Source organism: Pseudomonas sp. CM27 (genome assembly GCF_013179515.1).
Taxonomy (GTDB): Bacteria; Pseudomonadota; Gammaproteobacteria; order Pseudomonadales; family Pseudomonadaceae; genus Aquipseudomonas.
On sequence record NZ_JABMCN010000041.1, the window covers coordinates 1 to 11,395 of the forward strand.

Annotated in this window: 9 protein-coding genes; 5 read left to right on the forward strand and 4 right to left on the reverse strand. The window is 65.0% G+C overall.

Going from position 1 to position 11,395, the window contains the following annotated elements; genetic code table 11:
• Positions 1-93: 93 nt before the first annotated feature.
• A complete protein-coding gene (locus HP547_RS07455) occupies positions 94-1,017 on the reverse strand; it encodes a FecR domain-containing protein (protein WP_172285939.1) in 924 nt (307 codons plus the stop codon).
• Between the two features lie 191 nt (positions 1,018-1,208).
• On the opposite strand from HP547_RS07455, the gene HP547_RS07460 reads away from it, so the two are divergent.
• Positions 1,209-2,423: an MFS transporter gene (locus HP547_RS07460; RefSeq protein ID WP_172285926.1), complete on the forward strand. Its 1,215-nt coding sequence runs from the start codon at positions 1,209-1,211 to the stop codon at positions 2,421-2,423.
• A gap of 467 nt (positions 2,424-2,890) precedes the next feature.
• Entirely contained in the window at positions 2,891-4,048 is a 1,158-nt protein-coding gene (locus HP547_RS07465; protein ID WP_172223607.1) for an MFS transporter, read from the forward strand.
• 4 nt (positions 4,049-4,052) lie between these two features.
• Here HP547_RS07465 and HP547_RS07470 read toward each other — a convergent pair whose 3' ends face one another.
• On the reverse strand, positions 4,053-5,009 hold the full coding sequence (locus HP547_RS07470; RefSeq protein WP_172285927.1) for a FecR domain-containing protein: 957 nt from the start codon (positions 5,007-5,009) through the stop codon (positions 4,053-4,055).
• A complete protein-coding gene (locus HP547_RS07475) occupies positions 4,996-5,511 on the reverse strand; it encodes a sigma-70 family RNA polymerase sigma factor (protein WP_172223600.1) in 516 nt (171 codons plus the stop codon). Before HP547_RS07475 ends, HP547_RS07470 begins: the two co-directional genes overlap by 14 nt.
• Before the next feature lie 171 nt (positions 5,512-5,682).
• Between HP547_RS07475 and HP547_RS07480 the strand changes: the two genes are divergently transcribed.
• The 3 genes from HP547_RS07480 (at position 5,683) to HP547_RS07490 (ending at position 9,926) form a co-directional block, all read left to right on the forward strand.
• Positions 5,683-6,309: a DNA-3-methyladenine glycosylase gene (locus tag HP547_RS07480; protein WP_172223597.1), complete on the forward strand. Its 627-nt coding sequence runs from the start codon at positions 5,683-5,685 to the stop codon at positions 6,307-6,309.
• Positions 6,310-6,399: 90 nt separating this feature from the next.
• Positions 6,400-7,458, forward strand: a complete 1,059-nt coding sequence (gene ada, locus HP547_RS07485) for a bifunctional DNA-binding transcriptional regulator/O6-methylguanine-DNA methyltransferase Ada (RefSeq protein ID WP_172285928.1) — start codon at positions 6,400-6,402, stop codon at positions 7,456-7,458.
• A gap of 56 nt (positions 7,459-7,514) precedes the next feature.
• Positions 7,515-9,926: a DUF3772 domain-containing protein gene (locus HP547_RS07490; protein ID WP_172285929.1), complete on the forward strand. Its 2,412-nt coding sequence runs from the start codon at positions 7,515-7,517 to the stop codon at positions 9,924-9,926.
• 28 nt (positions 9,927-9,954) lie between these two features.
• Here HP547_RS07490 and HP547_RS07495 read toward each other — a convergent pair whose 3' ends face one another.
• Positions 9,955-11,172: a DUF3422 domain-containing protein gene (locus HP547_RS07495; RefSeq protein ID WP_172285930.1), complete on the reverse strand. Its 1,218-nt coding sequence runs from the start codon at positions 11,170-11,172 to the stop codon at positions 9,955-9,957.
• Positions 11,173-11,395: the final 223 nt, after the last annotated feature.

Below are 11,395 nucleotides of genomic sequence, written 5' to 3' on the forward strand. Positions count from 1 at the left end.
TGGCGCGCATTATTCTCTTGAACGCCCCCCCTGTCAACACTCATTTCAAAAAAAATTTGCACGCTTTCAAAAACTTAGCGGCCGGGTTCGGTTTCAGCGCACTACCAGCCAGTGCCCGAGCACGCCCTGCAGTTGCAGATGCTGGGCCGCAGCCAGCGATTCCAGGCTTGCAGCAGGCCGGTCGAGGTCGAAATCGCCGCTCACGCGCCGATGGGCCACTTGTGCATCCATCATCCATAACCTTTGCCCCTGATAGCCGGCAAGGCGCTCAAGCACCTGCCCCAGTGGCATGTCGGTGGCTTCCAGGCGCCCAGTGCGCCAACTGTCGGCGGTTTGCAGGTCGGCTTTTTGCACCGGGGCGATGCGGGTGTCATCGAAGGTTACCCGCTCGCCGGTCGAAACCATGCGCTGCTCACCACCCTGGATGACCATGGCCTTGCCACTGAGGACCACCAGCTCGTCATGCCCTGCATGCCGGGCGACCTGCAGGCGGGTGCCGAACACCTGGATGCGCGCGTTGCCTACGTCCACTTCCATGGCCCGCCCATCGAGCATCACTTCAATGTACACCTGACCCTGCACCAGGTGCAGCTGGCGGGTGCGGCCGCGCAGGTCGACGTTCATTGCGCTGGCGCTGTCCAGGTTCAGTGTCGTGCCGTCGGCCAGGCGCGTACTGCGGCGCTCGCCCACCGCGGTGTGCAGCTCGCTGGCCAAGCGTTGCATCAGCGGCCAGTACAGATAGGCAGCGGCGCCCACCCCCAGCAGGAAAGCCAGTGCCAACCACTTGCTCACCTGGCTGCGGCGCACGCTTATCTGCTGTGGGCGAGGGCGGGCAGGTGCTGGTTGCAGCTGTTGCCAGAAAGTTTCCAGCTCTGCGTAGGCTTGGGCGTTATGGGGCACCTGGCACCAGGCGGCGAAGGCCTGGCGCTGGGCTTCATCGCAACCGGGCTGGCGCAACAGCGAAAACCATTCCAGCGCTTCCTGCTGAGGGTCGGGCTGGAACTGTTTGGCGGGCATCGGGCTCATGGGATCGGTCTGCTCGCGGTAAGGGCCGTTTTGCCCAACGATGACAGGGGTATGAGTCAAGGATGCTAATTATATTGAGAACCATTTTCAAGTAAGACACGACAGAGGGATAAAAAAGGTAGCTATGTATCTATTTGTTTCCCGATAATCGGATCCCAAACTGCGGACGGAGATTCAGGCACATGGCCACCAGTAGCGCCACCACGGCGTCCACCAGCGCAGCAGCGAGCCCGGCCACGCCGCTGGTGATGCGCATCATCGGTTTCTGCGCCCTGGCGCATCTGATCAACGACCTGATCCAGGCGGTGCTGCCGGCGATCTACCCGATGCTCAAGGCCAACTACGACCTGAGCTTCGCCCAGATCGGCCTGATCACCCTGACGTTCCAGATAACCGCATCGTTGCTGCAGCCCTGGGTGGGCTTTTTCACCGACCGCAGGCCGTCGCCCAACCTGCTGCCGCTGGGCACCCTGTGCACGCTGGTGGGCATCGTGATGCTGGCCTTCGTCGGCAGCTTCCCGATGATCTTGCTGGCGTCGGCGCTGGTGGGGATTGGCTCGTCAACCTTCCACCCGGAAACCTCGCGTATTGCGCGCCTGGCATCGGGTGGGCGTTTTGGCCTGGCGCAGTCTACCTTCCAGGTCGGCGGCAACACCGGTTCGGCCCTGGGCCCGCTGCTGGCGGCGGCCATCGTGATTCCGTTCGGCCAGACCCATGTCGCCTGGTTCGGCCTGGCGGCGCTGTTCTTCCTCGGCGTCACCCTGATGCTGCGTGGCTGGTACAAGGAACACCTCAACCAGGCCAAGGCGCGCAAGGCGGTACAGGCAACCCATGGCATTTCCCGCGGGCGGGTAATAGCGGCGTTGATCGTGCTGGGCCTGCTGGTGTTCTCCAAGTATTTCTACATGGCCAGCTTCACCAGCTACTTCACCTTCTACCTGATCGAGAAGTTCGATGTGTCGGTGGCCAGCTCGCAGCTGCACCTGTTCCTGTTCCTGGGCGCGGTGGCGGCGGGTACCTTCTTCGGCGGGCCGATTGGTGATCGCATCGGGCGCAAGGCGGTGATCTGGTTCTCGATCCTGGGCGTGACGCCGTTCACCCTGGCGCTGCCGTATGCCGACCTGTTCTGGACCACCGTGCTGAGCGTGGTGATCGGCTTCATCCTGGCTTCGGCGTTTTCCGCGATCGTGGTGTATGCACAAGAGCTGGTGCCGGGCAGCGTGGGCATGATTGCCGGGATCTTCTTCGGGCTGATGTTCGGCTTTGGCGGCATTGGCGCTGCGCTGCTGGGCTATGTCGCCGACCTGCGTGGCATCGAATACGTGTATGGGCTGTGCTCGTTCCTGCCATTGTTCGGCTTGCTGGCGGTGTTCCTGCCCAATACCGGCAAGCGCTGAAGCGCCGGCTCATCTGCTCTTTGTAGGAGCGGCCTTGTGTCGCGATGGGCTGCGCAGCGGCCCCGGCGATCTATGCAGCGAAGCTGAAATCCCGGGGCTGCTGCGCAGCCCATCGCGACACAAGGCCGCTCCTACAGTGTCCGCGACAGCAGGTCAGGCACCCAGGTGCCGACGATTGACGACCTGACCACCTTCGCCTAGAGTGCCGCGTCTGTTTTCCCAACCACCTGCGTAGTAGCCCAAGCAATGCGCCGTACCCGGTCCCTCCCATACGCCCACCAGCCTGCCCTCCAGGCCCTGCGTCGTGCGTGGCCGAGCGACACGGTGCTCAAGCGCCGCCGCAGCGTGCTGTTTGCCTTCACCTTCTCGCCACACCTCGCCTGAACTGATCTGCGCTGTTGCGTCGCGCGCTACCTGGGCGTGCGCGCCTGTGTCTGCACGTCTTTTCGGTTTGCAAGGAGTGGTACATGAACATGCGTTTGCTGGCGGGCCTGTTGTTCGCCGTTTCGGTCGTGGGCTTCAGCCTCGGGGCCAGCCTGCCGCTGGTGTCGCTGCGCCTGCATGAGGCAGGGGCGAGTACCCTGGAAATCGGCATCATCTCGGCCATCCCTGCTGCGGGCATGATGCTGTCGGCGTTCCTGGTCGACGCCTGCTGCCGTCATCTCACCCGGCGTACCATCTATCTGCTGTGTTTCAGCCTGTGCACGGTGAGCATCGCCCTGCTCGAGTCGGCGTTCGCCTCGCTGTGGCTGCTGGCGCTGCTGCGCCTGGGGTTGGGGCTTGGCATGGGTATCGCCATCATCCTTGGCGAGTCGTGGGTCAACGAACTGTGCCCGGAACACAACCGCGGCAAGATCATGGCGCTGTATGCCACCAGTTTTACCGGCTTCCAGGTGCTCGGCCCGGCCATGCTGGCAGTGCTGGGCGCCCACAGCCCGTGGATCACCGGTGTGGTTACCGCCTGCTATGGTCTGGCGCTGCTGTGCATCGTGTTTACAGTACCCAACGACCATGTCGAACATGAAGAAGGCGAAAAGAGCTTCGGCCTGGCCGGGTTCTTTCGGGTGGCACCGGCCTTGTGCGTGGCCGTGCTGTTCTTCTCGTTCTTCGATGCCGTAGTGCTGTCGCTGCTACCCGTCTACGCCACCAGTCATGGCTTTGCGGTAGGTGTGGCCGCATTGATGGTGACCGTGGTGTTTGCCGGCGACATGCTGTTCCAGCTGCCGCTGGGCTGGCTGGCCGACCGGGTGGAGCGCACCGGGCTGCACCTGGTGTGCGGGCTGGTGGCGATGTCGATCGGGATCGGTTTGCCCTGGCTGCTGGGGCTGACCTGGCTGCTGTGGCCGCTGCTGGTGGTGCTGGGCGCGGTGGCGGGGGGTATCTATACCCTGGCGCTGGTGCTGATCGGGCAGCGCTTCAAGGGTCAGGACCTGGTCACCGCCAACGCCAGCGTGGGCTTGCTGTGGGGCGTAGGTAGCCTGGTCGGGCCCCTGGTCAGTGGCGCGGCGATGGGCGTGGCGCCGCATGGTCTGCCTATGGCGCTGGCACTGATGGCCGGGCTGTTCGTGTGCTTTGCCCGGCAGTCGTACCGGCGCGCGGGGCGCTTGCGAGCCTTGGCGGACTGAGCGTTCACACGGCGCTGATGCTCACCCAGTAGCGCGTGCGGTAGTCGACCCGCACCGGCAGGCTGTGGGTAAGCAAGTGCAGAATCTCGCCGATGTCGGCCAACTGGTAGGTACCGGATACCTTCAGGCCAGCTACTTCGGGCGCGCAGCGCAGCAGGCCGGGGCGATACCGTGCAAGTTCGGCGACAAATTCGCCCAGCGGCATCTGTTGCACGCTGAGTACACCGTCGGTCCAGCCCCAAGGGTCGCTGTGCAGTTGCACAGGCTGCACGCTGCCATTGGCCGACACTTGCAAGGTCTGGCCGGCCAGCACCTGCCGGGGTGCGGCCGAGGCGGGGAACAGCGTGACCTCGCCACGGCGCACGGTCAGCAGCAGGCCGCGATCGTTTTCGCGCAGCAACAACTGGCCGTCGCGGGTGGCCAACGGGCCGAGGCGGGTGTCGATGCGGAACGGGCGGTTGTCGTCGCGGTTGCTGTCCAGGCTCACCTCGCCGCGCACCAGCTGCAACTGGCGTTCCTCGGCGCTGTAGCGCAGGTCGATGGCGCTGGCAGTGTTGAGCTGGATAAGGCTGCCGTCGCTGCCTTGCAGCTGGCGGCGCTCACCGGTTTCAGTGCTGCTGTCGGCCAGCAATTCCGGCAGGCCCAACGGCTCGCGTGCGGCCCAGCCCAGGCTGCCGCCCACGGCCAGCAGCATCAGCAGCTTGAGTTGGTCGCGGCGGCTGATGCGTTGGCGCTGGCTGCCGTCCAGGGTGCGCCGGCTCAGGTCCTTGGGCAGCCCCGCCAGTTCCTCGCCGAGCTGGCTGACCCGTTGCCAGGCCAAGGGGTTGTGTGGGTGACTGGCCAGCCACTGCTGGAACTGCTGCTCGGTACGCGGGCTGGGGCGGTCGAAGCGGAGCTTGACCAGCCAGTCGATGGCCTGGTCGACCTGCGCCTGCGCGGGCGCGCCATCAGGCATCGGCATAACGCACCCGGTAACAGACGCCCAGGGCTTTGGCCAGGTCGCGCTCGACAGTGGCCCGGGACACCGCCAGTTGCTGGGCAACCTGGGCGATGCTCAAGCCATCGAGTTGGGCCAGCAGAAATGCCTGGCGGGCACGTGGCTTCAGCTGGTGCAAGGCCCGGTCCAGGCGTTCAAGGCTATCGAGGATGATCAGGCGGTGCTCTTCGCTGGGCACTTCGGCCTCGGGCAGGTGCGCCAGGCTTTCCTGGTAGGCCCGCTCCAGCGCGCGGCGGCGGTACTGGTCGATCATCAGGCCGCGGGCGATGCTGCCAAGGTAGGCCCGCGGCTCTTTCAGCGGTGACACCTGGCGAGCACGCAACAAGCGCACGAAGGTATCCTGGGCCAGGTCTGCCGCGTGTTCATTGCAACCGACCCGGCTGCGCAACCAGCTGCGCAGCCAGGCGTGGTGGGACTGATAGAGCAGGGCGACCTCGGCCGGCTTGAACGTGTCGTTGATCTGCATCGTCGCGAAGGCCCGGTCCCGTGATGGATGTGATTGTGAATAGTTCTCAATTCTATGCGGGGACGACAGTGCCGATCAATGGTATGCCAGGAATTAGCCGCGCAAGAACCGGCGTTTCCCCGATGAACGGTTGGGCTAAGCTGGACCTGCAATCGACCCGATGGAGATGCCATGATCCTGGCCGACCTAACCCCCGCAGCCTATCGCGCAGCCAGTGAACAGCTGGCTGCAATCGACCCGGACTGGTCGCGGCACATTGCGGCGATCGGCCCCTGCCTGCACCAGGCGACGCCAGGGCGTGAGCCTTACGAGGCGCTGGTGCGGGCGATTGCCTACCAGCAACTGCATGCCCGTGCCGCCGAGGCGATACTCGGGCGGTTGCTGGCGCTGTTCCCGCAGCAGCCATTCCCGCAGCCGGAGCAGTTGTTGGCGGTTACCCCGGAGGCGATGCGCGCTTGTGGTTTTTCGGCGAGCAAGCTGGCGACGGTCCGGGGCATTGCCCAAGCCCGGCTGGACGGCCTGGTGCCCACGCGGGAGCAGGCCTTGAGCATGACCGACGAGGCCTTGATCGAGCGCCTGGTGGCGCTGCGCGGGGTAGGGCGGTGGACGGTGGAGATGCTGCTTATCTACAGCCTGGAGCGTTCGGACATCCTGCCCGTGGACGATTTTGGCGTGCGCGAGGGATATCGGCGGCTCAAGGGCCTGGACAAGGCACCGACGCCGGCACAGATGCGCTCGCTGGGCGGCGGCTGGCGGCCGTATCGTACCGTGGCGGCCTGGTACCTCTGGCGCGCCTGAGCTGCAGCTTGCGAGAACACGCGGCCCCTGTGGGAGCGGGTTCACCCGCGAAGAGGCCGGCACAGGCAACCCCCTATCTGGACACTTACCATGCCCCCTTACATCACCCCAGACCAACGCTGGCAAGCCGTGGAATCCCGTGATTCGGCCGCCGCCGGCCAATTCGTCTATGCCGTGCGCACCACCGGCATCTACTGCCAGCCCAGCTGCAAATCACGCCTGGCCAAGCGCAGCAACGTCGAGTTCTACGACACCCCCGCCGCCGCCGAAGCAGCCGGCTATCGCGCATGCAAGCGTTGCTCGGCTACCCCAAAGGCCAGCGCCACTCGCCACAGCCAGTTGGTCACCCGGGCCTGCCGCCTGATTGAAACCAGCTACCCGGCGCCCAGCCTTGACCAGCTCAGCGCGCAACTGGCCGTCAGCGCCTTCCACCTGCACCGCCTGTTCAAGGCCGAAACCGGCCTTACCCCCAAGGCCTACGCCACCGCCTTCCGCGCCCGGCGCCTGCGCGCTCATCTGAAAGACGGCCAGCGCTCGGTCACCGATGCCATCTACGATTCCGGCTACAACTCCAACAGCCGCTTCTACGAAAGCGCCGACCAGCGCCTGGGCATGCGCCCCCGCCAGTACCGCGCAGGTGGCGCCGGGGCAACCATCCACTTTGCGCTCGGCCAGTGTTCACTGGGGGCGATTCTGGTGGCCCAGAGTGAAAAGGGCATTTGCGCGATCCTGCTCGGTGATGACCCCGAGACCTTGCTGCACGACCTGCAGGATCAGTTCCCCAAGGCCCACCTGATCGGTGGCGACAGCGCCTATGAACAGCTGGTAGCCGAAGTGGTCGGCTTTGTCGAAGCCCCGGCACTGGGCCTGGCCTTGCCGCTGGATGTGCAAGGCACGGCCTTCCAGGAGCGGGTGTGGCAAGCCCTGCGCGAGGTGCCGGCCGGCAGCCGGGTCAGCTACACCGACATCGCCGAGCGCATCGGCGCGCCCAAGGCGGTGCGTGCGGTAGCCATGGCCTGCGCGGCCAATCACATCGCCGTGGCCATTCCCTGCCACCGGGTGGTACGCCGGGACGGCGACATCAGCGGCTACCGCTGGGGCGTGGAGCGCAAACAGCAACTGCTCAGGCGAGAAACGGCACTCTCCTGATTGCCTGAAGCCGCGTAGAATCCCCCGCCAAATCGAATTGTAAAGAGGAATATTCGATGAGGCGCCCCAGCCTTGCCCGTTATTGCCCAGGCCTGATGGCCCTGATGGTCCTGCTGCTGGCGCTTGCCAGCCCGGCCTGGTCGGCACCGGCCACGCCGTTGTCGAACCTGGCGAGTGCAGAAGCGCCCACGCTGGATGAGAACGCCAGCGTCGAGCAGCTGAGCGACCGCCTGGACCAGATCCGCCAAGGTGTCACCAGCGAAGCCAACGACGACCTGCTGGCGCAGCTGCGCCTGGCGGCAGTGCAGGTTCAGCGCCAGGCCGATGCATTGAGTGCCCTGCGCACTGCCGATGTGGAAAAACTCGATGACAAGCTCAAGGTCATCGGCCCGGTGCAACCGGACGAGGCCGCCACCCTGACCCAGCAGCGCAAAGAGCTGCAAGCCGAGAAAAAGGCCCTGGTAGCGCAACAGGACCAGGCCACCAAGCTGACCCAGTCGGCCCGTGACCTGTCCACGCAAATCGTCAACCTGCGCCGCAGCCAGTTCAACTCGCAGATCACCAGTCGCGCAGCCTCGCCGCTGAGCCCGGCATTCTGGCAAAGCATTATCCGCCCCACCCAGGATGACGTCGCCCGCCTGCGTGACCTGCGTGGCGAAACGGCCGACGCCGTGGCCAGCGCTTTCAACGCTGACCACCGCTGGGTGTTCATCGCCAGCCTGGTGGCGGCGATCCTGGTGTGGACAGTGGTGCGAGGCTTGATCGAGCGCTCGCTGGCCCATGCCATGGTGCGCTGGCTGCCCGAAGGCCGGTTGCGCCGCAGTGCCCTGGCGCTGGGTGTCAGCCTGGCAACCCTGGGCACCATTGCGGGCTCTGTGTCGTTGCTGCGTTGGGGCCTTGAAAGCAGCGCCGAGCTGGGCTCGGACATTGCCAGCCTGACCAACCACGTGCTCACGCTGGTGGTGTTCAGCGCCTTCATCACCGGGCTTGGCCGCGCCATGTTGATGCTGCAACGCCCGTCCTGGCGCCTGCCCGCCATTCACGACGAAGTGGCCACGGCACTGGGCTGGTTCCCCAAGTTGCTGGCCCTGGCGCTGATGGTGATGGTGACCCTGGAGCGCATCAACAGCGTGATCGGCGCCAGCCTGGCGCTGACGGTGGCCGTCAACGGCGTGACCGCGCTGGTGGTTGCGATCATTTTTGCGGTCGCCTTGCTGCGTTACCGGCGTACCCTGCGCAAGCATGACCTGGAGCGCCCCACTGGCCTGGCGGGGCTGATCCCGTTCGTGATGGTGGTGTGGCTGGTGCTGATCTTGCTGGCGCTGCTCACCGGCTACCTCACGCTTGCCTACTTCCTGACTGCCAAGTTGCTGTGGGTAAGCCTGGTAGCCACCTGTGCCTACCTGCTGACCACCTTCTTGGGCGACCTCTGCGAAACCCTGCTGTCACCACGGCAGCCAGGTGGCCTGGCACTGGCGTCAAGCCTGGGCCTGGCGCCGCGCCACCAGGCGCAGGCCAGCACCATTCTTGCCGGTATCGGCCGTACGGTGCTGCTGTTCCTGGCCTTGTTGCTGGCACTGATGCCGTCGGGTACCAGCCCGGGTGAATTGCTGCTCAGCCTGGGTGACTGGGACGGCACCGGTGGCAAGGTGCTCGGCAACCTGAATATCGTGCCCCAGGACATTCTGCTGGCGCTGGTGATGTTCTTCGGTGGCCTGTTCGGCATCCGTGTGGTCAAGCGCTGGCTGAGCGAGCGCCTGCTGCCGGAAACCGACATGGATGCTGGCATGCGCGCCTCGCTGGTGACCCTGGTGGGTTACCTGGGCTTCCTGTTCCTGGCCATGCTGGTGATGTCGACCCTGCGCATCAACCTCACCAGCCTGACCTGGGTGGTCAGTGCCCTGTCGGTGGGTATCGGTTTCGGCTTGCAGCAGATCGTGCAGAACTTCATCTCCGGCTTGATCCTGCTGACCGAGCGCCCGGTGAAGGTGGGCGACTGGGTCAGTCTGGCCGGCGTCGAGGGCGATATCCGCCGCATCAACGTGCGCGCCACCGAGATCCAGATGTCCGACCGTTCGACGGTGATCGTGCCCAACTCGCAGTTCATTTCGCAGAACGTGCGCAACGTGACCATGGGCAATGCGCTGGGTGTGGTCGGCATTACCCTGACCTTGCCATTGGAGACCGATGCCAATCGGGTACGTGAACTGCTGCTGGCGGCGTACCACGAGCATGAGGCGATTCTGGATGCGCCGGCTACTTCGGTGTCGTTCAAGGACCTGACTGCAAGCGGCATGGTGATCGGCGTAAGTGGCTACGTGGCGGGGCCGCGGCAGGTCTCCGGTACCCGCAGCGATCTGCTGTTCACCATCCTTGGCCGGTTGCGTGACGAGGGGATCGCCCTGTCCTCGCCGCAGAGCATGGTGCTGGTGCAAGAGGGCGGGCGGCCGGCTGACGAGCCGGTGTAAATGCCTGGGGCGCCAAGCGCCCCCGGCTTCAATGCTGCTTGGCCTGCCTGATCCTCAGCAGAATCACCAGCAGCACCAGCAAAACCGGCGGCGCCATGGCCATCAAGCCGTCACGCGCCGTCAACCCCAGCCCCAGCACATTCAACCCGCCATACAGCAACTTGAACAGGTTCAGCAGGTAGTAGGTGATGGCAATGATCGACAGCCCCTCCACTGCCCGCTGGATCTTCACCTGGGCATCGGCCCGGGTATTGAGGCTGCGCAAGATCCCGGCATTCTGTTCTTCCATTTCCACCTGCACCCGCGCCTGCAACAGGTCGCCCAGGTTGGCCACATTCTTCGCCAACTGCTCCAGCCGCTGTTCGGTGGCCGCGCAGTAGCGCACGGTGGGCTTGAATCGGCGCTCGATGAACACCCCCAGGCGCTGGCAGTCGCCCACGTGGCTTTCGCGCAGTTCGCCCAGGCGCTCGAACACCAGTTGCGCATACGCCTGGGTGGCACCGAAGCGGTGGCGGGTTCTGACTGTGCGGCTGACCACCTGGCGTGACAGGTGGGCGATGGCGTCCAGCAACCCTTTGGAGTCATGGCCGTCCCCGCCGGCGCTGCGCTCCGACAGGCTGACCAGGGTCTTGTCGAAGGCATCCAGTTCCTGGCTCAACTGCTTGGCCGTGGTCAGCGTCAGCGAGGCCATCATGCGGTAGGTCTCGATTTCCAGCAGGCGGCGAATCATGCGGCCCTGGCGGTAGGCATTGAGGCGGCGGTTGATGAACAGCAAGCGGTTGCTGCCGTCTTCGGTCAGGCGGAAATCGCTCCACACCACCGCGTCACCACCGCCTACGCATGAACCGCAGGGGTCCTTGAAACCGTAGGGGGCCAGGTCCAGGTCCTGTTCATCGCGTACCAGTATCTGCACGGCGTTGATCACCTGCGCAGCTTGCGGGGCGATAGCGTCGACCAGGACCGGGGGTAGGGCCTGCCACTCAGTGCCGGCGGCAGTGCAGGGCACCACCAGCGTCAGGGTGAAGAACTCGGTGTGCCTTTCCCACTTGAACGGCTGGCCATTGAGGCAGGTGATGCCTTGGGCGGCTGCGGTGTCCACGGCATCCGGGCAGCAACGTTGCAGCAGCGCCGTACAGGCAGCATCGCCGCCGAGCAGGGCCAGGTGGAAGACATGCGCCGGGCCGTCGAAGTACAGCGACGGGCGGGCGTGCAGTTCGTTGTGCAAGGCGGTGCGATGAGGGTGCATGGGTGGTCCGACCTGGTGTTGTGATTGTGGGGGTACCAGGAAGTGGGACTTTGCGCGGGAAGGGGAAAGTCACGCGGGACAGAGGTTTGTGTTTCCTGGTCTGGCTCTTCGCGGGTGAACCTGCTCGCACGGACCTGGCGTGGCTCCCCGGAACTGGATGACCGTTCGTAACGCAAACTGATTTACAGCTATACATTTGCGTTACGCTTTCGTAGGCTTTGCC